The sequence below is a fragment of the Streptomyces sp. NPDC103540 genome (assembly GCF_055584445.1).
Genome location: NZ_JBVJMA010000007.1, coordinates 208,359 through 231,202, shown reverse-complemented (window position 1 = coordinate 231,202; position 22,844 = coordinate 208,359). Strand labels below are relative to the sequence as shown.

Annotated in this window: 22 protein-coding genes; 15 read left to right on the top strand and 7 right to left on the bottom strand. The window is 74.3% G+C overall.

The annotated features are described in order from the left end of the window. The first annotated feature begins 58 nt into the window (after nucleotides 1–58). The 3 genes from ACZ6ZI_RS18975 to ACZ6ZI_RS18965 all read left to right on the top strand — a co-directional run bounded on the left by ACZ6ZI_RS18975 (nucleotide 59) and on the right by ACZ6ZI_RS18965 (nucleotide 3,562). Nucleotides 59–1,207 (top strand): PP2C family protein-serine/threonine phosphatase, encoded by a 1,149-nt coding sequence (locus tag ACZ6ZI_RS18975; protein ID WP_469522039.1) that lies wholly within the window; start codon nucleotides 59–61, stop codon nucleotides 1,205–1,207. 433 nt (nucleotides 1,208–1,640) lie between these two features. After that, nucleotides 1,641–2,978, top strand: coding sequence for a transcriptional regulator (locus tag ACZ6ZI_RS18970; RefSeq protein ID WP_469522037.1), 1,338 nt, complete (start codon nucleotides 1,641–1,643; stop codon nucleotides 2,976–2,978). Between the two features lie 53 nt (nucleotides 2,979–3,031). Continuing rightward, nucleotides 3,032–3,562 carry an NUDIX domain-containing protein gene (locus ACZ6ZI_RS18965; protein ID WP_469522034.1) on the top strand — a complete coding sequence of 177 codons (531 nt, stop codon included), beginning with the start codon at nucleotides 3,032–3,034 and terminating at the stop codon, nucleotides 3,560–3,562. Nucleotides 3,563–3,591: 29 nt separating this feature from the next. Here ACZ6ZI_RS18965 and ACZ6ZI_RS18960 read toward each other — a convergent pair whose 3' ends face one another. Continuing rightward, entirely contained in the window at nucleotides 3,592–4,494 is a 903-nt protein-coding gene (locus ACZ6ZI_RS18960) for a 3-hydroxybutyryl-CoA dehydrogenase (RefSeq protein WP_363061052.1), read from the bottom strand. A 154-nt stretch (nucleotides 4,495–4,648) separates the two neighbouring features. Between ACZ6ZI_RS18960 and ACZ6ZI_RS18955 the strand changes: the two genes are divergently transcribed. Then, complete coding sequence (locus tag ACZ6ZI_RS18955) at nucleotides 4,649–5,917, top strand: glycoside hydrolase family 10-like protein (protein WP_469522031.1); 1,269 nt, start codon at nucleotides 4,649–4,651, stop codon at nucleotides 5,915–5,917. Nucleotides 5,918–6,033: 116 nt separating this feature from the next. Here the strand turns inward: ACZ6ZI_RS18955 and ACZ6ZI_RS18950 are convergent, their stop codons facing one another. Then, the gene (locus ACZ6ZI_RS18950) at nucleotides 6,034–6,231 is read right to left on the bottom strand and encodes a DUF1918 domain-containing protein (protein WP_363061048.1); all 198 of its coding nucleotides are present in this window, start codon (nucleotides 6,229–6,231) and stop codon (nucleotides 6,034–6,036) included. Nucleotides 6,232–6,298: 67 nt separating this feature from the next. Next, nucleotides 6,299–7,288, bottom strand: a complete 990-nt coding sequence (locus ACZ6ZI_RS18945) for a DMT family transporter (protein WP_469522027.1) — start codon at nucleotides 7,286–7,288, stop codon at nucleotides 6,299–6,301. Here ACZ6ZI_RS18945 and ACZ6ZI_RS18940 point away from each other — a divergent pair. The 3 genes from ACZ6ZI_RS18940 to ACZ6ZI_RS18930 all read left to right on the top strand — a co-directional run bounded on the left by ACZ6ZI_RS18940 (nucleotide 7,287) and on the right by ACZ6ZI_RS18930 (nucleotide 10,153). Continuing rightward, a complete protein-coding gene (locus ACZ6ZI_RS18940; protein ID WP_469522024.1) occupies nucleotides 7,287–8,723 on the top strand; it encodes an aminotransferase-like domain-containing protein in 1,437 nt (478 codons plus the stop codon). The genes ACZ6ZI_RS18945 and ACZ6ZI_RS18940 overlap by 2 nt on opposite strands. Before the next feature lie 146 nt (nucleotides 8,724–8,869). Next, nucleotides 8,870–9,649 carry an N-acetyltransferase gene (locus tag ACZ6ZI_RS18935; protein ID WP_469522436.1) on the top strand — a complete coding sequence of 260 codons (780 nt, stop codon included), beginning with the start codon at nucleotides 8,870–8,872 and terminating at the stop codon, nucleotides 9,647–9,649. 39 nt (nucleotides 9,650–9,688) lie between these two features. Continuing rightward, complete coding sequence (locus tag ACZ6ZI_RS18930; RefSeq protein WP_469522021.1) at nucleotides 9,689–10,153, top strand: hypothetical protein; 465 nt, start codon at nucleotides 9,689–9,691, stop codon at nucleotides 10,151–10,153. A 12-nt stretch (nucleotides 10,154–10,165) separates the two neighbouring features. On the opposite strand, the gene ACZ6ZI_RS18925 is transcribed toward ACZ6ZI_RS18930, so the two are convergent. Then, nucleotides 10,166–11,356, bottom strand: coding sequence for an MFS transporter (locus tag ACZ6ZI_RS18925; RefSeq protein WP_469522019.1), 1,191 nt, complete (start codon nucleotides 11,354–11,356; stop codon nucleotides 10,166–10,168). Nucleotides 11,357–11,437: 81 nt separating this feature from the next. On the opposite strand from ACZ6ZI_RS18925, the gene ACZ6ZI_RS18920 reads away from it, so the two are divergent. From ACZ6ZI_RS18920 to ACZ6ZI_RS18895, 6 genes are all read left to right on the top strand, one after another. Beyond that, nucleotides 11,438–12,019: a CGNR zinc finger domain-containing protein gene (locus tag ACZ6ZI_RS18920; RefSeq protein WP_469522018.1), complete on the top strand. Its 582-nt coding sequence runs from the start codon at nucleotides 11,438–11,440 to the stop codon at nucleotides 12,017–12,019. A 110-nt stretch (nucleotides 12,020–12,129) separates the two neighbouring features. Beyond that, a complete protein-coding gene (gene argC / locus ACZ6ZI_RS18915) occupies nucleotides 12,130–13,158 on the top strand; it encodes an N-acetyl-gamma-glutamyl-phosphate reductase (RefSeq protein WP_469522015.1) in 1,029 nt (342 codons plus the stop codon). 88 nt (nucleotides 13,159–13,246) lie between these two features. Further along, nucleotides 13,247–14,419, top strand: coding sequence for a bifunctional glutamate N-acetyltransferase/amino-acid acetyltransferase ArgJ (argJ, locus tag ACZ6ZI_RS18910; protein ID WP_469522013.1), 1,173 nt, complete (start codon nucleotides 13,247–13,249; stop codon nucleotides 14,417–14,419). Further along, the gene (gene argB, locus ACZ6ZI_RS18905) at nucleotides 14,416–15,369 is read left to right on the top strand and encodes an acetylglutamate kinase (RefSeq protein ID WP_469522010.1); all 954 of its coding nucleotides are present in this window, start codon (nucleotides 14,416–14,418) and stop codon (nucleotides 15,367–15,369) included. The genes argJ and argB overlap by 4 nt, the downstream gene beginning before the upstream one ends. Further along, on the top strand, nucleotides 15,366–16,556 hold the full coding sequence (locus ACZ6ZI_RS18900) for an acetylornithine transaminase (protein WP_469522008.1): 1,191 nt from the start codon (nucleotides 15,366–15,368) through the stop codon (nucleotides 16,554–16,556). Before argB ends, ACZ6ZI_RS18900 begins: the two co-directional genes overlap by 4 nt. Before the next feature lie 7 nt (nucleotides 16,557–16,563). Continuing rightward, complete coding sequence (locus tag ACZ6ZI_RS18895; RefSeq protein ID WP_030294431.1) at nucleotides 16,564–17,100, top strand: arginine repressor; 537 nt, start codon at nucleotides 16,564–16,566, stop codon at nucleotides 17,098–17,100. 86 nt (nucleotides 17,101–17,186) lie between these two features. Here the strand turns inward: ACZ6ZI_RS18895 and ACZ6ZI_RS18890 are convergent, their stop codons facing one another. Genes ACZ6ZI_RS18890 through ACZ6ZI_RS18880 form a run of 3 tightly spaced genes read right to left on the bottom strand, consistent with a single transcriptional unit; the run spans nucleotide 17,187 to nucleotide 19,926 of the window. Continuing rightward, nucleotides 17,187–17,903, bottom strand: a complete 717-nt coding sequence (locus ACZ6ZI_RS18890; protein ID WP_469522433.1) for a L,D-transpeptidase family protein — start codon at nucleotides 17,901–17,903, stop codon at nucleotides 17,187–17,189. 6 nt (nucleotides 17,904–17,909) lie between these two features. Next, nucleotides 17,910–18,491 carry a pyridoxamine 5'-phosphate oxidase family protein gene (locus tag ACZ6ZI_RS18885; protein WP_469522005.1) on the bottom strand — a complete coding sequence of 194 codons (582 nt, stop codon included), beginning with the start codon at nucleotides 18,489–18,491 and terminating at the stop codon, nucleotides 17,910–17,912. A 7-nt stretch (nucleotides 18,492–18,498) separates the two neighbouring features. Then, a complete protein-coding gene (locus ACZ6ZI_RS18880) occupies nucleotides 18,499–19,926 on the bottom strand; it encodes a hypothetical protein (protein ID WP_469522002.1) in 1,428 nt (475 codons plus the stop codon). 174 nt (nucleotides 19,927–20,100) lie between these two features. Between ACZ6ZI_RS18880 and ACZ6ZI_RS18875 the strand changes: the two genes are divergently transcribed. Together ACZ6ZI_RS18875 and argH are read left to right on the top strand one after the other, a co-directional pair. Continuing rightward, nucleotides 20,101–21,294, top strand: a complete 1,194-nt coding sequence (locus ACZ6ZI_RS18875) for an argininosuccinate synthase (protein WP_363061025.1) — start codon at nucleotides 20,101–20,103, stop codon at nucleotides 21,292–21,294. A gap of 117 nt (nucleotides 21,295–21,411) precedes the next feature. After that, nucleotides 21,412–22,839, top strand: coding sequence for an argininosuccinate lyase (gene argH, locus ACZ6ZI_RS18870; RefSeq protein WP_363061023.1), 1,428 nt, complete (start codon nucleotides 21,412–21,414; stop codon nucleotides 22,837–22,839). Nucleotides 22,840–22,844 lie beyond the last annotated feature (5 nt).

Sequence of the window (22,844 nt, the reverse complement as noted above, 5' to 3'; positions counted from 1 at the left end):
CGTCGTGAGGTCGACACAATCGTTCCGGCCGTACGGCCGGAAGGGGAGTGTCCTACGGATGATCACGCGCGGGCGGAGGCACCGGCTGCGCCGGGTGTGCGTCCTCGCCTGGGGCGGCGCCGCGGTGTCCTGGGAGCTGTCCTCCTCCGGGTCGCTGGGGTCCGGCCTGGCCACCTGCGCGGCGTTCCTGCTGTTCGCCACGGGGTGCGCCCTGCACGTCCGTCGGGGCCTGGCCGTCGAACTGCGGCGCTCGCGGGAGATCGCCGCAGCCACCCAACGCGTGCTGCTGCGGCCGTTGCCCGCCCGGATCGAGGGCCTCACCGTCTCCGCCGCCCAGCTGTCGGCGAGCCGGGGCGCCTCGGTCGGCGGGGACCTGTACGAGGCCGTGTCGACGGCGTACGGGGTGCGGGTGCTCATCGGCGACGTGCGGGGCCACGGGCTCCCCGCGCTGGGGGCCGCCGCCGCCGTCCTCGGATCCTTCCGCGAGGCGGCGTACGACGAACCCTCGCCGGCCGGGGTGCTGCGCCGCATGGAGCGCTCCCTCCAGCGGTACCTGCGCGAGCGGGCCCGCACCGAGCAGCCGGCGCTCCGGCCCGGCGAGCCGGAGCCCCCGGCGGGCGAGGAGTTCGTGACGCTGCTGCTGCTCCAGATCGGCGCGGACGGCTCCGTGTCCGCCCTCAACTGCGGCCACCCCTGGCCGTACCGGATCGGCCCGCGCCCGCCTCACGCGCCGGCACCGGTCTCCCCGCCGCCGGCCCCGCTGCCGCACCGCGAACCCTGCGGGGCCGGGGCCGCGCGTCTGGCGGGGCCCTGGAGCGGGTGGCGCGCGCCCGTCGGCGAACCGTACGGGGCTCCGGGGCCCGGGGGCTCCGCGGCCCCGGGCCCCGGCGAGCCGGTGGGGGTGAGCCGGCTGGTGGGCGGCGAGGTGTTGCCGCCGCTGGGGGTGCTGCCCCTGCCGCACGACCTGCGACCGCGGCCCTGCGGGGAACTCGCCGCGGGCGAGGTGCTGGTGCTGCACACCGACGGGGCGGAGGACGCCCGCGACCGCCACGGCCGGTTCTTCCCGCTGGGCCGGGTCCTGGCCCGGACGCCGGCGTCCACGCCCGCCCGGCTGGTGGCGGGCGTGCACGCCGCGTTGCTGCGCCACACGGGGGGCAGGATCACCGACGACGTCGCCCTGCTCGTGCTGCGCAACGACCGCCCCTGACCGTCCGCTCCGGTGGGGATCCGGTGCGGGGGCCCGGTACGGCCGCGCCGGCCCTGAACCGGTCCGGCCGTACCCGCCCGGTCCGGCGGGTGCCGGTCCGCACCGGGCCGGTGGACGGACCCGGTGCGGACGTGGCCCGGCTCCGGTCGGGTCCCGGCGACCAACCGGGGCCCGAGGGAGCCGCTGCGCGCGCCGCCCGCCTGCCATGGAGTGTCGGGCAGACAGCAAGGCGGGCGGCGCGGTGTGCCGGGTCGTCGCACTGTACGAGGGGGAGCCGACGACCCGAGCGGCCTCATTGGCGAGGCTCTTCAGTGAACCGCCGCAAGGCCCTCCCCGGGCAGGGTGCGGATCGCATTTATGCGCGTACTGCATTCACACCCCGTGTGAAGCGCGCACCCACTAGCCTGATTCCGACGAGCCCTTGGAGGGGCCCATGCAGCCCAACGCCCTGCTCGACGCCCTCCTCGCCGAGGCGGGCATGTCCCACGCCGGACTCGCCGCGCACGTGAACCAGGCGGGCCGCACCCGCGGACTGGCACTGCGCTACGAACACACCGCGGTATCCCGCTGGTTGAAGGGCCAACGCCCGCGCGGCCAGGTCCCCGACCTGATCTGCGAGGTGCTGGGCGGACGCCTGCGCCGGACCGTCGCCCTCGACGACATCGGCCTCGGGATCCCCGGCCAGACGGGCGCGCACGCCAACCGGATCGGCGGCTTCGTCGACCGGGCGACCGCCCTGTGGCGCTCCGACGAACTCGGCCGCTCCGACCGGCTCACCGCCGAGGCGGTCACGGGCACCCCGGCCGTGATCCCCGTGTGGGAGTGGGAGAACCCGCCCGAGGACGCCGACGTGTCCCGCGCCGGCCCGCTGCGCGTCGGCCCCGAGCACATCGAGATCCTGCGCGCCGCCCGGGCCCACTACGAGCTGATGTACCGCCGCGCCGGCGGCGTGGCCACCCGCGCCCGCATCGTGCGCTTCCTCGGCAGCGAGACCGCGCCGCTGCTGCGCGGCAGCTACCCCGACGACCTCGGCCGGCTGTTGCACCGGGCCACGGGCTCCCTGGTGGCCGTCGCGGGGATCTGCGCCTACGACTCCGACGCCCACGGTCTCGCCCAGCGCTACTTCCACCAGGCCCTGCGCCTGGCCAAGGCCAGCGGGGACCGGGGCCTCGGCGCCTACGTGATCGCCCTGTTGGTCAACCAGTCCCTGCACCTGCGGGAGTTCCGCCAGGCCGTCGCCTTCGCCGAGGCCGCGCTGCGGGCCGCCGGCCGGCACACCACCCCGGCGCTGGCCGCGGACCTGTACGCGATGCAGGCCAAGGCGTACGCCCGACTCGGCGACACCGCGGCCGCGTTGGCCTGCATCCGCAGCGCCGAGGCCGCGGCCGCGCGGATCCGGCCCGGCGCCGAGCCCGACGAGACGGGCTACGTACAACCCGGGCTGGTCAACGTCCAGGTGGCCGAGGCGCTGCTCAGCCTCGGCGAGTTGGACGCCGCGCACGCGCAGGCCGCCGAGGCGGCCTCGGCCCCGGCGCACGACCGGGGCCGGGTGCACCGGTTGGCGATGCTCTGCGAGATCCAGCTGCGCCAGGGCGAGGCGGACCGGGCGGCGGTGTCGGCGGCGGAGATGGCGGAACGGGCCAAGGGGATGGAGTCGCTGCGCCTGCGCGACCGGCTCCGGACGGTCCGCGAACAGGTGCTGACCAGCGGTCGGGCGGGCGCGGAGGAGACCGCGCGGCTCATCGACGAGGCGCTGCGCGTTCCCCTCTGAGGGCTCGGACTGCTGCCATGTTGCCACCAACGGATGCGGAAGGTGGCACGACCGTGCAGTGGATGAACCTGAGTGAGCAGACCGTGTACAAGAACCGCTGGTTCGACGTGAACCTGGCGGACGTGGAGCTTCCCGACGGGCGGCACCTGGACCACTTCGTGATCCGGCTGCGGCCGGTCGCCGTCGCCACGGCCGTCAACGAGGCCGACGAGGTGCTGCTGCTGTGGCGCCACCGGTTCATCACCGACAGCTGGGGCTGGGAGTTGCCCGCCGGGGTGGTCGAGGACGGCGAGTCCGTCGAGGCGGCGGCGGCCCGGGAGATGGAGGAGGAGTCCGGCTGGCGGCCGGGCCCGCTGCGCCGGCTGATGACGGTGGAACCCTCGAACGGGTTGACCGACGCCCGCCACCACCTCTACTGGTCCGAGGAGGCGACGTACGTCGGCCCGCCCGAGGACGCGTTCGAGTCCTCGCGGCGGGCGTGGGTGCCGCTCAAGTCGGTGCCCGACCTGATCGCGCGCGGGGAGGTCCCGGCCGCCAACATGGCGGCCGGGCTGCTCCTGCTGCGTCACCTGCGGCTCGGCTAGGCCCGGAGCGGGCCCGGGCTCCGGGGGTGTCAGCCGTACGGGTAGAAGCCCGAGCCCGTCTTGCGGCCCAGGCGGCCGGCGTCGACCATGCGCTGGAGCAGCGGGGGAGCGGCGTACAGCGGCTCCTTGTACTCGGCGTACATGGAGTCGGCGATCGAGACGATGGTGTCCAGTCCGATCAGGTCCGACAGCTTGAGCGGGCCCATCGGGTGGGCGCAGCCCAGCTCCATGCCGTTGTCGATGTCCTCGCGGCTCGCGATGCCGGACTCGAACATCCGGATCGCGGACAGCAGGTACGGGACGAGGAGCGCGTTGACGACGAACCCGGACCGGTCCTGGGCGCGGACGGCGTGCTTGCCCAGCACGTCCCGCACCAGGGCCTCGGCCCGCTTGACGGTCTCCTCGCCGGTGGTCAGCGCCGGGATCAGCTCGACGAGCTTCTGCACCGGGGCCGGGTTGAAGAAGTGGATGCCGATGACCTGGTCCGGCCGCGAGGTCGCGACGGCCAGCTTGACCAGCGGGATCGAGGAGGTGTTGGAGGCGAGGATCGCGTCCGGGCGGGTGATCACCTGGTCGAGAACCTGGAAGATCTCCGTCTTGACCTGTTCGTTCTCGACGACCGCCTCGATGACGAGGTCACGGTCGGCGAACTCGCCGAGGTCGGTGGTGAAGGTGAGGCGGGCCAGGGTGGCGTCCCGCTCCTCTTCGGTGATCTTGCCGCGTTCGGCGGCCTTGGTCAGCGAGTTGTGCAGGCGGGTGCGCCCGATCTCCAGCGCCTCGCCGGTGGTCTCGGCGACCTTCACCTCCAGACCGCTGCGGGCGCACACCTCGGCGATGCCCGCGCCCATCTGGCCGCAGCCCACCACGCCGACCCGTGCGATGTCGGTCGGGAGGGTAGAGAGGTCCGTCACGTCGTGCCTTTCGCAGCTCATCCATCGCGGGTCCCCCGTGCTGTGCAGTGGTAACTGCGTTCCGGCGCCCGCCACGCCCCCCGACGTTACCCCCGTCCTCGGCGTGTCGGGCGGGCCGGGGCGGGCATGCTGGGCCCACGCGAGGCATTGTCACGGAGCGGAGTTGATTCGTCACATGACGTACATCGGACGGCGTGGGCTGCTGGCCGGAGCGGCGGGAGCGTTGGCGGCGACGGCGGTCGCGGGGCTCGGCGGGGAGGCCTCCGCGTCGGAGGGTCCGGCCGCGGCCCCGGAACGGGCGGGTCCGGCCGGGGCGACGACGCCGGAATTCAGGGCGATGTGGATCGCCACCGTACAGAACGTGGACTGGCCCTCCCAGGCCGGACGCTCCGCGCGGCAGCAGCGCGACGAGCTGACGGCCTTCCTCGACGCCGCCGTGGAGCGCCGGCTCAACGCGGTGATCCTCCAGGTGCGCCCGGCGGCCGACGCGCTGTGGCCCTCCCCGCACGAGCCCTGGTCGCAGTGGCTCAGCGGGACGCAGGGCCGCGACCCGGGCTGGGACCCGCTGGGCGTGGCGGTCGAGGAGGCGCACCGTCGGGGTCTGGAGCTGCACGCCTGGTTCAACCCGTACCGCGTGGCCAACCACACCGATCCCGGACGGCTGGTCGCCTCCCACCCGGCGCGCAGGAACCGCGACTGGACCGTGCCCTACGGCGGCAAGCTCTACTACAACCCCGGACTGCCGGAGGTCCGCGCCTTCGTGCAGCGCGCGATGCTCGACGCGGTCTCCCGCTACCCGATCGACGGGGCCCACCTGGACGACTACTTCTACCCGTACCCGGTCGGCGGCGCGCGCTTCGACGACGACGCGGCGTACGCGCGTCACGGCGGCGCGTACGCCTCCCGGGCGCACTGGCGGCGCGCCAACATCGACGCGCTCGTGCGGGAGATGTCCGCCGAGGTCCGCCGCATCCGGCCGACGGCCCGGTTCGGCGTCAGTCCCTTCGCGGTGTGGCGGGGCGACGACGTGGACCCGAACGGATCCCCGACCCGGGCGGGCGTGTCCACGTACGACGACCTCTACGCGGACACCCGCAAGTGGGTCAAGGAGGGCTGGCTCGACTACATCGCCCCCCAGGCGTACTGGCACATCGGCCACCCGACCGCCGACTACGCGGCGATCGTGCCGTGGTGGGCGAAGACGGTGCGCGGCACGGGCGTCGACCTCTACGTGGGGGAGGCCCTGTACCGCTGCGACGCGCAGAGCCCGACGGCCGCCTGGCGCGACCCGGCGGAGCTGTCCCGGCACCTGACCTTCGCCAAGCGGTACCCGGAGGTCCGCGGGCACTCCTACTTCTCGGCGTCGCACCTGGCGGCGGACCGCAACGGCGCGATGGACCGGGTGGTCGCCGACCACTACCGGGCGACGGCCCCGCCGCGCTGAAGGCCCGTCACGCCGAGGGCCCCGTCACGACGGGGGCGCGGCGTCGGGGGTGCGGCGCGCGGTCCCCGGCCCGGGGAAGGGTCGGGGACCGGCGTCCGGTGCCGGGGTCCGGGCGTTCAGTGCCGGGGCTCGGAGGGGTGCCGGACCACGCAGTCGGGTCCGGGCGCCATCAGGGCTTCGTGGCCGTCCTCGAAGCGGACCCGGTACGGGGGTGTTCCGTTCTCGCCCAGGACCTGGGTGATCTCGCCCACCTTGTCGTGTTGGCCGACGATCCGGCCGTGCTGCACCAGCTGGTCGCCCTCGGTCGCGCGCATGACTGGCCTCCTCGGTGACGGTCCGATCCGGTCCGATCCGGTGATAGCAGTTTAGGGCCGTTCGCCCTTATTTGACCCGCTGGGTCACGGCGATGCAGACGAGGACCGCGCAGGCGGCGGCCGGGGCCGCCGGGGTCAGGTGCTCGCCGAGCAGCGCCACCGACCAGACCAGGGTCAGCAGGGGCTGGGCCAGCTGGAGCTGGCTGGCGCGCGGGGCCCCGATGGCGGCCATCCCGCGGTACCAGACGTAGAGCCCGAGGAAGGTGGACCCGGCCGCCGCCCACACCAGGCCGATCACCCCGTGGGCGGTCAGGTGCACCGGCTCGTACGCGAGCCCGAGCGCGGAGCCGGCCACCGTCAGCGGCAGGCACCCCACCAGGGCCCAGCCGATCACCTGCCAGCCCGGCATCTCCCGGGCCAGCCGGGCGCCCTCGGTGTAGCCGGCCGCGCACACCAGGAGCGCGCCGAGGAGGTAGAGGTCGCCCACCGACGGGGCGCCGCCGCTCTGGTGGAGCGCGAAGGCCAGCACGACCACCGCCCCGGCGACGGCCGCCGCCCAGAAGCGGCCCGACGGGCGCACGCCGGTGCGCAGGGCGGAGAGCGCGGCGGTGGTGAGCGGCAACAGGCCGACGACGACGGCCGCGTGCGAGGTCGTCGAGGTGCGCAGGGCGAGAGTGGTCAGCAGGGGGAAGCCGACCACCACCCCGCCGGCGACGACGGCCAGCCCCAGGCGGTGCTCGCGGCGCGGCGGTGCCACCCGCGCGGCGAGCAGGAACCCGGCCGCGATGGCGGCGGCGAGCACGCTGCGCAGGGAGACCAGCGACCAGGGGCCGAAGCTCTCCAGGCCCCAGGCGGTGGCGGGGAAGGTCAGCGAGAAGGCGACGACGCCGAGCGCGGCGAGGAGGGTGCCGCCGCGGGCGCTGGTCCCGGCGGCGTCGGACCCCGTGGCGTCGGTCCGCGCGGCGGCGGCCGAGGTCCCGCCGAGCGGGAGGGCGGTCGCGGACCGTCCCCGCACCGCTATCGTGCCGGAGGGAGTAGCGCTATTCTGTGCTGTCATGTACGAGCGTAGCAGTGTGGCGGAGCTGGCAGAATCTCTGCGGTCCGAACTGGACCGCTATCCGGTGGATGGAAAGCTCCCCTCCAGCCGGGCCCTGGTGGAGCGCTACCGGGTGAGTCCGGTGACCGTCTCGCGGGCCCTCGCGCAGCTCGCCGCCGAGGGGCTGGTCGTCACCCGGCCCGGCGCCGGCGTCTACCGGGCCCGGCCGCGCACGGCGGATCCCGACCGCGGGGACACGTCCTGGCAGGAGGTCGCCCTCAGCGCCGAAGGCGTCGGCGAGGTCGTCCCGCGCTCCGTGGACGCCACCGGCGTCCTCGCCTCCCTGACCGCGCCGCCCCCCGGGGTGATCGAGCTCAACGGCGGCTACCTGCACCCCTCCCTCCAGCCCGAGCGGGCGATGGCCGCCGCCCTGGCCCGGGCCGGCCGCCGTCCCGGGGCCTGGGGGCGGCCGCCCATGGAGGGGCTGACGGAGCTGCGGGACTGGTTCGCCCGGGAGATCGGCGGACCCGCGGGTTCCCTGGGGGCCGCCGACGTCCTCATCGCCGCGGGCGGCCAGAGCGCCCTCACCACCGCCGTACGGGCGCTGGCCCCGCCGGGGGCCCCGATCCTGGTCGAGTCCCCCACGTACCCCGGACTGCTCTCCATCGCCCGTGCCTCCGGCTGTCGCCCGGTCCCGGTGCCGGTGGACTCCGAGGGGGTCCGGCCGGAACTGCTGGCCGCCGCCTTCGAGGCCACGGGGGCGCGGGTCTTCGTGTGCCAGCCGCTGTTCCAGAACCCGACCGGCGCGGTGCTCTCCGCCGCGCGCCGGACCGAGGTGCTGAGGATCGCCCGCGCCGCCGGGGCCTTCGTCGTCGAGGACGACTACGCGCGCTCCCTGGCCCACGAGGACGCGGGACCGCTGCCCGCCACCCTCGCCGCCGAGGACACCGACGGAGTCGTCGTGCACGTCCGCTCGCTCACCAAGGCCACCTCGCCCAGCCTGCGGGTCGGAGCCCTCGCCGCCCGGGGGCCGGTGCTGGACCGGCTGCGCGCCATCCAGGTCGTCGACTTCTTCTTCGTGCCCCGGCCGCTCCAGGAGGCCGCCCTCGAACTGGTGGGAAGTCCCGCCTGGCCGCGCCACCTGCGGGCCGTGGCCGCCGAACTGCGTCACCGCCGCGACGTGCTGGCGGGGGCCCTGCGCCGGGAACTGCCCGGGGTGGAGCTGCCCCACCTGCCCTGCGGCGGCTACCAGTTGTGGGTCAGGCCGGGCGGGGGCGGGGACGACGCGACGTTCGCCGCGGCCGCCCTGCGCGCCGGCGTCGCGGTCACGCCCGGCCGCCCCTACTTCTGCGCGGAGCCGCCCGCCCCCCACGTGCGGCTGAGCTTCGCCGGGGTGGCCGGCCCGGCCGACCTGGTGGAGGCCGTCCAGCGGCTGCGCGCCACGGCGGAGGCCTGATCCGGAGGCCTGATCCGGACGCCGGACGCCGGGCGCCGGACCCGGGTGTCGGGGCCCGCGCGTCGGGCCCGGCCGGCCGTCGACGCGGGGGCCCGTAAACCCGGTTGAGGCCGTCGAGGGGCGCCGGCTAGCCTGCGGCCATGATCATGCCGACCGTCCCCACCACCCCGACCGCCGGCGGCGACCCGGTGATCACCACCCTCGCGGACCGCCCCGAACTGGCCTCCCGGATCTGGGACATGCGGGACTCCTGGCCGGCGTTCTCCGGCGAGGACGCGCTCGCCTGGCTGCTCTACCCCCGCATCGTCGCCGAGTTCCCGGAGTACGTCTGGATCGCGACCGACGGGGACGCGGTCGTGGCCCGGGGCTTCGCCCTGCCCTTCGCCCTGCACACCGAGGAGCGGGGCGGGACGCTGCCGGCGAACGGCTGGGACGCGGTCTTGATGTGGGCGTTCTCCGACCGACGGCGCGGGGTGCTGCCGGACACGGTCAGCGCCATCGAGATCAGCGTCGCCACCGACCGGCAGGGTCGGGGGCTCTCGGGGCGGATGCTCGCCGCCATGCGCGAGAGCGTCCGCGCGGCCGGGTTCGCGGAGCTGGTCGCCCCGGTCCGGCCCAACGGCAAGCCCGCCGAGCCGGACGCGCCGATGGAGGAGTACGCGTACCGCACCCGCGGGGACGGCCTTCCCCACGACCCGTGGCTACGGGTCCACGTGCGCGCCGGGGGCGTCATCGACTCGGTGGCCCCGGTGTCGATGACGGTCAGCGGCTCGCTCGCGCAGTGGCGGGAATGGACCGGACTGCCCTTCGACACGGCGGGACCGGTGCGCGTGCCGGGGGCGCTCGTGCCGGTGCACTGCGAACCGGAGCGCGGCTACGCGGTCTACGTGGAGCCGAACGTATGGGTCCGCCACCGCCTGAGGTAGGTTGAACGCGTTCAATCGGGCGGGGTGGAGGGGGTGGCCATGGAATCCGTCGTGTCGATCGGCGCGCGCCGACGGTCGAGGGCGGGACGCGGCGCGCGCGTGTGGCCCCGCGGCCGGGCCCACCCCTGGCAGCTCGCCCTGGTGGTCGCCGCCGTCCTGGCTCCGCTGCCGCCCGCGATCGGCTTCGCCCGGTTCGTGGACGGTCGCGGGTACGGGGTGCTGATCGCGTGCACCGCGGCCGTCGTGGCGCTGCCGCTGTTCCTCCACCGCCGCCGGGCGGCGTTCGTGGGGGCCGCCGCGGTCGCGGGAGCCGCGCTCGTGCCGTGGATCCTCGTCGGGAGCCTGATCGGCCTGTGGACCTTCGCCCCGTCGGTGCCGTTGCTGTGGGCCGCGGCCTGCGCCGATCCGCGTCGACGTCCGGCGGCGGCCCCGGTGGTCTTCGGGGCGGGGGTCCTGCTGACGGCGGCGATCGTGGCCCTGCCCGGCTTCTGGTGGTGGCGCTGAGCGGGGATCGGCTCACGCCGCGCTCGGGGTCGGGCGCGGCGCCCCGGTGCGCGCGCCGACCACGGGTCCGACGAGGAGGAGGTGCGCGGCGGCCAGGGCCAGGCACAGCAGGGCCGTGACCCCCCACAGGGGGGCGACGCCCGCGCGTTCCAGCAGCTGCGTCGCGGTGACGGGGGCGGCCACGGTGGCGACGCCCCAGGTGACGCCGTACGCGGCGAGGTAGCGGTCGGTGCCCCCGGGTGGCGCCAGATCGGCCACCACGCCGAGGACGCGGCCCATGACGAGCACGTCGCCCAGGCTCCAGACGGCGGTGGCGATCACGAACACCGGCAGGGTGCGCGCGGCGGCGTAGCCGGCCAGGCCGATCGCGATCAGCGCGTGCCCGAGGGCGAGGGCGGCGGGGGTGCCCAGCGCGGCGACGCGGCGCAGGCGCAGGGCCGGTTGCGCCGCGACGATGGTCAGGGCCGAGGCGGTGAACAGCAGCCCGGCGTCCGCGGGCGCCAGGCCGCGGCGGTCGAGGGTGAGCGGAAGCGCCATCACGATCTGCATCGCGACGAGGGCGAAGACGGTGCCCGAGAGGAACATGGCCCACAGGGCGCGGTCCCGCCACGGGCGGACGGGTCGGGCGTCCGCGCCGCGGAGGTCGACCGGGCGGCGGGTGGGGTCGGCGGGCAGCGCGAGGCGGACCACCAGCGCGCAGAGCAGGCAGGTCAGCGCGTCGACGACGAACAGCCACCGCAGGTCCCACCGGCCCACGCCCGCCGCGATCAGTCCGGCTCCCGTTCCGCCGACGGCGAGCGCGGCGTTGAGGAGGCCGTACGCCCGCACCCGCTCCTCGGGGGCGACGGTGTCGGCGATGATCGCCTGGCTCGGCGGTTCGTACAGCTCGAAGGCCAGGCCGAGCAGGACCGCGTACGCCGCCACGGCGGCCAGGGAGTCGGCGGCGGCGATGCCCAGCTGCGCGAGGCCGCACCCCGCGAGACCGAGCACGATCGTGCGGCGGCGCCCGAGCCGGGCGGCGAGGCGACCGCCGAGGAGCCGGGAGGGGATCGTCGCGAGCCCGAAGGCCGCCGAGAGCGCCCCGGCGGTCGTGGCGCTCGCCCCGTGCTCCGTGGTGATCAGGACGGTCAGGAAGGACAGGGAGAAGGCGCCGAGCCGGTTGATCGCCCGCGCCACCACCAGCAGCCATACGGTCCGCGGCATGCCGGCCACCTCTCCCGTAACTGTCGAATCGGCTAATGTCAGGTACGGAAACTATTCTTCGAAGGGGTGACTGGTCAAGTGATGTTCGACAGTCACGTGGCGGTGTTGTTGGAACACGCCGTCGCGCTGGTGAACGCGCTCACCGACGGTGAGGCCCGGGGGCGCGACTACCTCGCGCCGCGCGGGCCCGAGCGGGTGATGGCCGTCGACGCGGCCGTGCCGCACACCGGCACGGCCGCCCTGGCGCGCGCCGTCGACACCGAACAGGCCGACCGTCTGGCGGTGACGGCGCGGAGCATGCGCGAGGTCTTCCGGGCCGTGCAGGAGGGGCGGGTGGACGCCGCCGCCGAGGTGGTCAACGACCTGCTGCGCGACACCGCGGCCCGGCCGAGGCTCGACCGCGCCGGCGGCGTGGGCTGGAACCTGCACTTCCACGGCCCCGACGACTCCTTCGCGGCGGGGGTCGGCGCGGGCTGCGCCACCGCGCTGGCCCTGGCGGTCGGCGGGGGCCTCGCGAGCCGGCTCGGCGTCTGCCAGGCGCACCGGTGCGATCGCGTCTACGTCGACAACTCCCGCAACACCGCGCGCCAGTTCTGCTCCACGGCCTGTCAGAATCGCACCAAGGCCGCGACCTTCCGCGCCCGCAGGAACGCCGCCGGCTGACTGCCGTCGAGCGGAGCCGTCGGCGGGTGTGCCCGGGGGGATTCCGAGGAACAGGGCTTTGCATAAAAGTGCAGAGATACGTATAGTCATGCCATCGAGGAGGAGGTCCGATGGTGGTACGTGTAGCGGTGGCCGGAGCGAGCGGATACGCGGGCGGTGAGGTCCTGCGCCTGCTGCTCTCGCACCCCGAGGTGGAGATCGGCGCGCTCACCGGCCACTCCAACGCGGGCCAGCCCTTCGGCGAACTCCAGCCGCACCTGGTCCCCCTCGCGGACCGCACGCTGGAGGCGACCACCCCCGAGGTCCTCGCCGGACACGACGTGGTCTTCCTCGCACTGCCCCACGGGCAGTCCGCGGCCGTCGCGGCCCGGCTGGGCGACGAGGTCCTCGTCATCGACATGGGCGCCGACCACCGGCTGAAGGACTCCGCCGACTGGGACGCATTCTACGGCGCCCCGCACGCCGGGACCTGGCCCTACGGCCTGCCCGAGCTGCCCGGCGGGCGCGCCGCGCTGGAGGGCTCCAGGCGCGTCGCCGTACCCGGCTGCTTCCCGACCGCCGTCTCCCTGGCGCTCTACCCCGCCTACCAGGCCGGCCTCGCCGAACCCGAGGCCGTCATCGTCGCGGCCACCGGCACCTCCGGCGCGGGCAAGTCCCTCAAGCCGCACCTGCTCGGCTCCGAGGTCATGGGCACCGTCACCCCGTACGGCGTCGGCGGCGTCCACCGCCACACCCCGGAGATGGTGCAGAACCTCTCCCCGCTCGCCGGGGAGCGGGTCGCCGTCTCCTTCACCGCGAACCTCGTGCCCATGCCGCGCGGCATCCTCGCCACCTGCTCGGCCAAGGCCCGCCCCGGCACCACCGCCGAATCGCTGCGCGCCGCGTACGAGAAGGCGTACGCCGACGAGCCGTTCGTCCGGCTGCTGCCGGCGGGCACGTGGCCCACCACCAAGGCCGTGTACGGCTCGAACGCCGTGCACCTCCAGGTCGCCTACGACGAGTCCGTCGGGCGGATCATCGCCATCAGCGCGATCGACAACCTCACCAAGGGCACCGCGGGCGGCGCGGTGCAGAGCATGAACATCGCCCTCGGGCTGCCCGAGGCGCTGGGTCTCTCCTCGATCGGAGTGGCCCCGTGAGCGTCGCACGCGCGGCCACCGGGCCGCGGACGACGATGAGGACCGCACCGGCACGCCGCGCGGGCGGAGAAGCGAACAAGGAGTCGTCGTGAGCGTCACGGCAGCACAGGGATTCACGGCGGCGGGCATCGCCGCCGGGATCAAGGCGAACGGCAACCCGGACCTGGCCCTCGTGGTCAACCACGGCCCGCGACTGGCCGCCGCGGGCGTCTTCACCTCCAACCGCGTCAAGGCCGCTCCCGTCCACTGGTCCGAGCAGGTCCTGCGCGGCGGAACCGTCAGCGCGGTCGTCCTCAACTCCGGCGGCGCCAACGCCTGCACCGGCCCCAAGGGCTTCCAGGACACCCACGCCACGGCCGAGAAGGTCGCCGAGGTCCTGAGCGGTCGGGGCGACGGCGCCGAGCACAACGCCGGCGAGATCGCGGTGGCCTCCACCGGGCTGATCGGCGTCCTGCTCCCCATGGACAGGCTGCTGCCCGGCGTCGAGACGGCCGCCGCCGCCCTGAGCGCCGACGGCGGCGAGGCCGCGGCCATTGCCATCAAGACCACCGACACCGTCCACAAGACCGCCACCGTCTCGCGCGGCGGCTGGACGGTGGGCGGCATGGCCAAGGGCGCGGGCATGCTCGCCCCGGGCCTGGCCACCATGCTGGTCGTCCTCACCACGGACGCGGACCTGGACGCGGCCGACCTCGACAAGGCCCTGCGCGACGCCACCCGCACCACCTTCGACCGGGTCGACTCCGACGGCTGCATGTCCACCAACGACACCGTGCTGCTGCTCGCCTCCGGCGCCTCCGGCCACGTACCGGTGTACGAGGAGTTCGCGGAGGCCGTCCGGACCGTCTGCGACGACCTCGCCCGTCAGCTCATCGGCGACGCCGAGGGGGCGAGCAAGGACATCCGCATCGAGGTGATCGGCGCGGCGAGCGAGGACGACGCCGTCGAGGTCGGTCGTTCCATCGCCCGCAACAACCTGCTCAAGTGCGCCATCCACGGCGAGGACCCCAACTGGGGCCGCGTGCTCTCGGCGATCGGCACCACCCGGGCCGCCTTCGACCCGGACCGACTGAACGTCGCCATCAACGACGTCTGGGTCTGCCGCAACGGCTCGGTCGGCGAGGACCGCGACCTCGTCTCGATGAAGGACCGCGAGGTGCGCATCACCGCCGACCTGTCGACCGGCTCCGCGTCCGCCGTGATCTGGGCGAACGACCTGACCGCCGAGTACGTCCACGAGAACAGCGCGTACAGCTCGTGACCGCCGCGAGGAAGCACACCGCGCTGCCCAAGGCCGAGATCCTCATCGAGGCGCTGCCCTGGCTCACCCGGCACAACGGAAAGATCGTCGTCATCAAGTTCGGCGGCAACGCCATGATCGACGAGGACCTGAAGGCGGCCTTCGCCCAGGACGTGGTCTTCCTGCGGCAGGCCGGCCTGCGGCCCGTCGTGGTCCACGGCGGCGGCCCGCAGATCAACGCCCAGCTCGACAAGCAGGGCCTGGTCAGCGAGTTCAAGGCCGGGCTGCGGGTCACCACCCCGGAGGCCATGGACGTCGTACGGATGGTCCTGGCGGGGCAGGTCCAGCGCGAGCTGGTCGGCCTGCTCAACCAGCACGGCCCCCTCGCGGTCGGCCTGACCGGCGAGGACGCCCACACCATCACCGCGACCAAGCACACCCCGGAGATCGAGGGCGAGCGCGTCGACATCGGGCGGGTCGGCGAGATCACCGCCATCGACACCGGCGCGATCGAGGCCCTCCTCGCGGACGGCCGCATCCCGGTCATCTCCTCGATCGCCCGCAGCGCGGACGACGGCCACGTCTACAACGTGAACGCCGACACCGCCGCCGCGGCGCTCGCCGCCGCGCTCGGCGCCGAGACGCTGATGGTCCTCACCGACGTCGAGGGCCTCTACGCGGACTGGCCCGACAGCGACGAGGTCATCAGCCGGCTCACCGTGAGCGAGCTGGAGAAGCTGCTGCCCGAGCTGTCCAGCGGCATGGTCCCCAAGATGGAGGGCTGCCTGCACGCCGTGCGCGGCGGCGTCGGCACCGCCCGCGTCATCGACGGCCGGGTGCAGCACTCGATCCTGCTGGAGATCTTCACCGACGAGGGCATCGGCACCATGGTCGTGCCCGACGACCAGGGCCCGACCGCACAGGACCCGACCACGCAGGACCCGAACGCACAGGGAGGCGACGGAGCATGACCGGAAACCAGGACTACGCCGCCCGCTGGCGCGGCGCGCTCACCGACAACTACGGCACCCCGGCCCTGGCCCTCGTCCGCGGCGCGGGCGCCCAGGTCTGGGACGCGGACGGCAGGCAGTACACCGACTACGTCGGCGGCATCGCGGTCAACGCCCTCGGCCACGCCCACCCGGCGATCGTCGAGGCCGTCTCGGCGCAGGTCGCCACCCTCGGCCACGTCTCCAACCTCTACGCCTCCGAGCCCGTCCTCGCGCTCGGCGAGCGGCTGCTCGAACTCTTCGACCGCGAGGGCCGGGTGTTCTTCTGCAACTCCGGCGCGGAGGCCGTCGAGGCCGCCTTCAAGATCGGCAGGCTGACGGGGCGGACCCACATGGTCGCCACTCAAGGCGGCTTCCACGGCCGGACCATGGGCGCCCTCGCGCTCACCGGCCAGCCGGCCAAGCAGACCCCCTTCCTGCCGCTGCCCGGTGACGTCACCCACGTCCCGTACGGCGACGTGGAGGCCCTGCGGGCCGCCGTCACCGAGGAGACGGCCCTCGTCCTCATCGAGCCGATCCAGGGCGAGAACGGCGTCGTCGTCCCGCCCGCCGGCTACCTGGAGGCCGCCCGCGAGATCACCCGGGCCACCGGGACCCTGCTGGCCCTCGACGAGGTACAGACCGGCATCGGCCGCTGCGGCCAGTGGTTCGAGCACCAGGCCCACGAGGGCGTCGAGCCCGATCTCGTCACCCTCGCCAAGGGCCTCGGCGGCGGCCTGCCGATCGGCGCCGTGGTCGCCTTCGGCCCGACCGCCGACCTGCTGCGGCCCGGCCAGCACGGCACCACCTTCGGCGGGAACCCGGTCGCCTGCGCCGCCGGCCTCGCCGTGATCGACACCATCGAGGCCGACGGCCTGCTGGAGCGGGTCAAGGCGCGCGGCGAACGGCTGCGCTCCGGAATCGAGGGCTCCGGTCATCCGCTGGTCTCCCACGTCCGCGGTTCCGGACTGCTGCTGGGTATCGTGCTGACGGAGCCGCTCGCGCAGAAGGCGCAGTCGGCGGCTCAGGAAGCCGGATTCCTGGTCAACGCGCCCGCCCCCGACGTCCTGCGGCTGATGCCCCCGTTCGTCATCACCGAGGCCGAGGTCGACGCGTTCGTCGGGGCGCTGCCCGGCATCCTCGACGCGGCGGGACGATCCGGAGAATGAGACGACGATGAGTCAGGCGCAGGAACACGAGCAGAACGGGCCGTCCGTTCCGCAGACCCGCACCGCCCGCCACCGCCGGATCGTGGACATCCTCAACCGGCAGCCGGTCCGCTCCCAGAGCCAGCTGGCCAAGCTCCTCGCCGACGACGGGTTGAGCGTCACCCAGGCGACGCTCTCGCGCGACCTCGACGAGCTGGGGGCGGTGAAGATCCGCAACACCGGCGGCGAGCTGATCTACGCGGTGCCCAGCGAGGGCGGCTTCCGCACCCCGCAGGCCCCGCTCGGGGAGTCGGCGAAGGAGGAGCGCATGCGACGCCTCTCCGGGGAGCTGCTGATCTCCGCCGAGGCCTCCGCGAACCTCGTGGTCCTGCGCACCCCTCCGGGGGCGGCCCAGTTCCTCGCCTCCGCGATCGACCAGGCCGAACTCCGCGAGATCCTCGGCACGATCGCCGGCGACGACACGCTGATGCTGATCAGCCGTGATCCGGCGGGCGGTCAGGCCCTGGCCGACCACCTGCTGAGGCTGGCGCAGAAGGAGGGCTGACGCGGCGGCACGCCGCCCGGACGCCCAGGACACGACGAAGGGCCCGCTCCGATCGGAGCGGGCCCTTCGCGCGTGGCGCGCCGGCTTCAGTAGCGGGTCACGGCCAACGGGCCGTCCTCGGTGCCGATCGCCAGGTGGGGGCGGCGGCGCGGGTCGGCCCAGCGCAGCAGGGCGCGCATCGCCCGTTCGGGGACGGAGACGCAACCGGCCGTCGCCCCCTTGCCGTCGACGTGCAGGAAGATGCCCGCGCCCCGGCCGCGTACGGGCCGGTCGTAGTTGAAGGCGACGACCAGCGCGTGCGCGTACTGCCGCCGGTAGGTCACCAGGTGCTCGGCCTCGCCGGGCGCGCAGTCGGAGGGCAGCGGTTCCACCCAGCGGTTGTAGCTCGCGGAGGCGTTGTCCTGGCACCACCAGGAATCCCGGGTCACCCGCCGGTAGGCGTACCGCGTCCCGGCCGGCGCCGGAGCGATGCCGAAGGCGTACGGCAGTGCGTACAGGCCCGTCGGGGTGGTGCTCGTCCCCTGCACCCGGCCCGTCCCCTCGGCCAGCCCCTTCGCGCCGAAGCGGGCGGGCGCGCCGCCGGCCTCGTACCAGCGGCCGGCGCGGCGGTCCCACCAGGTGAGCCGGCCCGTCGTGGCCCCGGGCGAGGGCGCGACGGCGGTGATCAGCTGGCTGCCGCCGCCGGTGTCGGCGAGGCGGTGCGGCAACGGCGGCGGGCCGAGGGGGAAGGGGTCGAAGGCGGCGGGGCCGGAGGGGAGCAGGGCGGCGAGGACCAGCGAGCCGGTCAGCAGGGCGGTACGCAGCACATGTCAGACGGTACGGGGCGGAAGGGGCAGCGGCAGCGCAGGCAGGCCGTCGAGGCTGCTGCCGACGTGTTCCTTGCGCTCGCAGTACTCGGCGAACTCCTCGTCGCTCTTGCGGCCGAAGTGCTCCGCGTGGAGGGTGCGTTCGCCCCGGTACTCCATGAAGGGGACGGCGTACCCGCACACGTCGGCGATCCGGCGGGTGCGGACCACGATCACGGCGCGGGCGGCCGGCCCGTCCGCCTCCCCGAACAGGGCGATCAGATCCGCCCAGCGCGGGTCGTCGCGGAAGACCGCCTCGCCCTCGCCGTGCACGCGCACGATGTTGGGCGGGCCGGAGAAGGCGCACCACACGAGCGTGATGCGGCCGTTCTCACGGACGTGCGCGATGGTCTCGGCGCCGCTGCCCCCGAAGTCCAGGTACGCCAGGGTGTGCTCGTCGACGACGACGAGCGTGCCCGCGCGGCCCTTGGGGGAGAGGTTGACGTGACCGTCCCCGGAGAGCGGGGCGGTCGCGGTGAAGAAGATCGGCTGCTCCTCGATGAAAGCGCGCAGCCGGCCGTCGATACGGTCGTGGAGTTTTCCCATGGTCGGATTATCCGTGCGGCGGTCGGGTCGGGGGAGTGCGGTTCCACTCCCCGAGCCCCAACCGACCCAGCCGCAGGGCCAGTCGGTACGGGTCGAGGACGTGCGCGGAGCGCAACAGGAGACCGCCCAGCACCTCGCGGGGCGCCGCGGCCGTGAAGTGCGTCGGCTCCCACGAGCGCACCGTCGCCTCGGCGAGGCCGCGCAGGTCCGGGTCCCCGTCGTCCAGGAGGTCGACGGCCGCCCGGATCCCGTCGAGGCCGCCCCGCGCGAGCAGCAGCCGGAACGCCGCCCGGCGGGTGGCCGCCGGCCGGTCCGGGCCCGTCCGCACCATGAGCGCGGTGGCGTCCAGGCGCGGGGCGTCGGGGTCCAGGGCGCGTGCGACCCGGCGGACCACGGTCGCCGACGGGTCGTCGAGCAGCGGGAACAGCAGCGCGGGCTCGACCGCCTCCAGGCCGGCGAGCCCGGCGACGGCCGCCGCCCGCACCCCCGCCTCGGGGTGGTCGAGCAGCTCCCGCAGGACGGGCGCGGCGTCGTCCCGCCGGGCGCATTCGACGAAGCCGCCGACCTCGCCCGGGGTGACCCGCTCCCGATCCGCGACCCGCGCGCGCAGGAGGACCACCGGGTCCACTCCGGCCTGCCGCGACGCCCACCGGGCGCAGGCCCGGACCATCGCGGAGCGGTCGCCGAGGTAGGACTGCGCCTCCGCGGCCCGCCCGGCGCCGCGCAGCGCCGTCACCCCCGAGGCCCGGACCATCGCCACGCGCCCGCCGAGCAGCAGGTCGACGGCGCCCTCGTCGGGCGCCCCCGGGGCGGCGGACCGGGCGGCCAGTGCCGCGTCGGCCCACAGGGCGGCCGTGAGCGGATCCCGTTCGGCGGCGGCCTCGCGCGCGAGGTCCCGTACGCCGAACCGGCCCGCGGCGATCTCCGCGCGCACGCCGAACCGGCGGGTCGAGTGGTCCGCCGAGGCCCGCACCGCGGCCGACGCCGCCGGACCCGCCGTCCGCAGCGCCTCCTCGAAGCGGAGCACCGCCCAGCGGCCGTGTTCGCGCAGCCCGAGCCGCAGCACGAGCGGGGTCAGGGTCACGAGGGTGGCGAGCGGGTCCCGCTCCAGGAACTCCTCCAGCACCCGTCGGGCCCGTTCCCGTACCGGCGGGGCCCAGTCGGCGCAGCGGATCGCCACCGGTTCCGGCGTGGCGTGCGCGAGGCCGAGGGAGGCCTCGCGGACCCGCCCGTCGGGGTGGCACAGGAGCACCTCCAGGGGGGCGCCGTCGGGGACGCGGGCGTACCGCCAGGTGGCGCGCACGGCCTGGTCGAACTCGATCCACGCGTGGGGCCCGTCGAGGGCGGCCAGGTGCTCCCGCACCGCCTCGCCCCGCTCCGCGGCTGCCGCCGCCGCCCGCCCGATCCCTACCTGGTCCCGCCTCGTCGCGGCCATCTTTCGCCCCTCCCGTGTTCGTCGGTCGAGCGTAGGCGGCGGGAGGGGGCCGGCGCCTCCGGTTATTCGCGCAGGTCAGGGGTGGTGTCGACACGGCCCGGGGGCTCGATTGACGAAACATACGGAGTAGTGCATAGTTATGCCTGTCGTTGAATGCACCGTAAGGAGAAACCCGTGACCGAGCGCGTCGTACTCGCCTACTCGGGCGGCCTGGACACCTCCGTCGCCATCGGCTGGATCGCCGAGGAGACGGGCGCCGAGGTCATCGCCGTTGCCGTGGACGTCGGCCAGGGCGGCGAGGACCTGGACGTCATCCGCAAGCGCGCGCTCGCCTGCGGTGCCGTGGAAGCCGAGGTCGCGGACGCCAAGGACGAGTTCGCCAACGAGTACTGCCTCCCGGCGATCAAGGCGAACGCCCTCTACATGGACCGCTACCCGCTGGTCTCCGCCCTCTCCCGGCCGACGATCGTCAAGCACCTCGTCGCCGCCGCGAAGAAGCACGGCGCCGGCATCGTCGCCCACGGCTGCACCGGCAAGGGCAACGACCAGGTCCGCTTCGAGGCGGGCATCCAGGCCCTCGGCCCGGACCTCAAGTGCATCGCCCCGGTCCGTGACTACGCGATGACCCGCGACAAGGCCATCGCCTTCGCGGAGCGGGCCGAGCTCCCCATCGCCACCACCAAGAAGTCCCCGTACTCCATCGACCAGAACGTCTTCGGTCGCGCCGTCGAGACGGGCTTCCTGGAGGACATCTGGAACGCCCCTATCGAGGACATCTACGAGTACACCTCGAACCCGGCGACCCCCCGCGAGGCCGACGAGGTCGTCATCTCCTTCAAGGAGGGCGTCCCGGTCGCCATCGACGGCAAGCCCGTCACCGTCCTCCAGGCCATCCAGCAGCTCAACGAGCGCGCCGGCGCCCAGGGCATCGGCCGGATCGACATGGTCGAGGACCGTCTCGTCGGCATCAAGTCCCGCGAGGTGTACGAGGCCCCGGGCGCGATCGCGCTGATCACCGCCCACCAGGAGCTGGAGAACGTCACCGTCGAGCGCGAGCTGGCCCGCTACAAGCGGCAGGTCGAGCAGCGCTGGGGCGAGATGGTCTACGACGGCCTGTGGTTCTCCCCGCTCAAGCGGGCCCTGGACGGCTTCATCAACGAGGCCAACCAGCACGTCACCGGTGACATCCGGATGACCCTGCACGGCGGTCGCGCCGTCGTCACCGGCCGGAAGTCGGACGAGTCCCTCTACGACTTCAACCTGGCCACCTACGACTCGGGCGACACCTTCGACCAGTCCAAGGCCCAGGGCTTCATCGACATCTTCGCCCTCTCCGCGAAGATCGCCGCGCGCCGCGACCTCGCCTGACCCCCGGTCGTCACGCAGGAGCGCGCCACGCGCAGTACGGCAGTACCGAGACGGCCTCCCCGTTACCTCCGCGGCGGGGAGGCCGTCGCACACCCACCCTCATGAGGAGCAGTAGCTGTGAGCAGCAACAACGGTGACGTCCGGCTCTGGGGCGGCCGGTTCGCCGACGGGCCTTCGGAGGCCCTCGCGAAGCTGTCCGCGTCGGTCCACTTCGACTGGCGCCTGGCGCCGTACGACATCGCCGGCTCGCGCGCCCACGCCCGCGTGCTGCACAAGGCGGGCCTGCTCACGGCCGAGGAACTCGACCGCATGATCGACGGCCTCGACCGGCTCGAAGCCGACGTGGCCGACGGCTCCTTCGTCGGCACCATCGCCGACGAGGACGTCCACACCGCCCTGGAGCGGGGACTGCTGGAGCGCCTCGGCGCCGACCTCGGCGGCAAGCTGCGGGCCGGCCGTTCGCGCAACGACCAGGTGGCCACCCTCTTCCGGATGTACCTGCGCGACCACGCGCGGACCATCGGCGGTCTGATCGCCGACCTCCAGGACGCCCTGGTCGGACTCGCGGAGGCGCACCCGGACGTGGCCATGCCCGGCCGGACCCACCTCCAGCACGCGCAGCCCGTCCTGTTCGCCCACCACGTGCTGGCCCACGTGCAGTCCCTGTCCCGGGACGCCGAGCGGCTGCGGCAGTGGGACACCCGCACGGCGGTCTCCCCGTACGGTTCGGGCGCGCTCGCCGGTTCCTCCCTCGGCCTGGACCCGGAGGCGGTCGCCGCCGACCTGGGCTTCGAGCGGGGTTCGGTCGGCAACTCCATCGACGGCACGGCCTCGCGGGACTTCGTCGCCGAGTTCGCCTTCGTCACCGCGATGATCGGGATCAACCTGTCCCGGATCGCGGAGGAGATCATCCTGTGGAACACGAAGGAGTTCTCCTTCGTCACCCTCCACGACGCCTTCTCCACCGGCTCCTCGATCATGCCGCAGAAGAAGAACCCCGACATCGCGGAGCTGGCGCGCGGCAAGTCGGGCCGGCTCATCGGCAACCTGACCGGCCTGCTGGCCACCCTCAAGGCGCTGCCGCTGGCCTACAACCGGGACCTCCAGGAGGACAAGGAGCCCGTCTTCGACTCCTGCGACACCCTCGAAGTCCTGCTGCCGGCCTTCACCGGCATGATGGCCACCCTCACGATCAACGCGGAGCGGATGCGGGAGCTGGCCCCGGCGGGCTTCTCGCTGGCCACCGACATCGCGGAGTGGCTGGTCAAGCAGGGCGTGCCGTTCCGGGTGGCGCACGAGGTGGCCGGCGAGTGCGTCAAGGTCTGCGAGGCCGAGGGCATCGAACTGGACCAGCTCACCGACGAGCAGTTCGTGAAGATCTCGGAGCACCTGACCCCCGAGGTCCGCACCGTCCTCAACGTCGAAGGCGCCCTGGCGTCCCGCGACGGCCGGGGCGGCACGGCCCCCTCGGCGGTCGCCGTCCAGCTCACCGAGCTGAAGGCCGACCTGGTCATCCAGCACGCCTGGGCGATCCACAAGCAGTAGTCGAC